General features: G+C 49.3%; 1 protein-coding gene. It reads left to right on the plus strand.

Going from position 1 to position 215, the window contains the following annotated elements:
• The coding region (locus tag R3X28_RS19325) for a hypothetical protein (RefSeq protein ID WP_317666533.1) at positions 1 to 215 on the plus strand (215 nt) is incomplete at both ends.

The raw sequence follows: 215 nt of genomic DNA on the forward strand, positions 1-215 counted from the left end.
ATCACTTTAGGAGGTACACCAGCGAACGCTATTTTTGAGGATGTCACTTTGGATGTCGATGTTACGGCATTGACCGGTGATGGCTCAATTACCTCTACCGACCTTACGGTTACCGGGGGTTCGAACTCCACCTTGAACGATGTTACCTTAACGATAGCCGATAATGCGATCACCAATGCGAAGATGGCGGATGATGCCATAACCACGGCGGAACT

Source organism: Maribacter sp. TH_r10, assembly GCF_033101095.1.
Taxonomy (GTDB): Bacteria; Bacteroidota; Bacteroidia; order Flavobacteriales; family Flavobacteriaceae; genus Maribacter_A; species Maribacter_A luteus.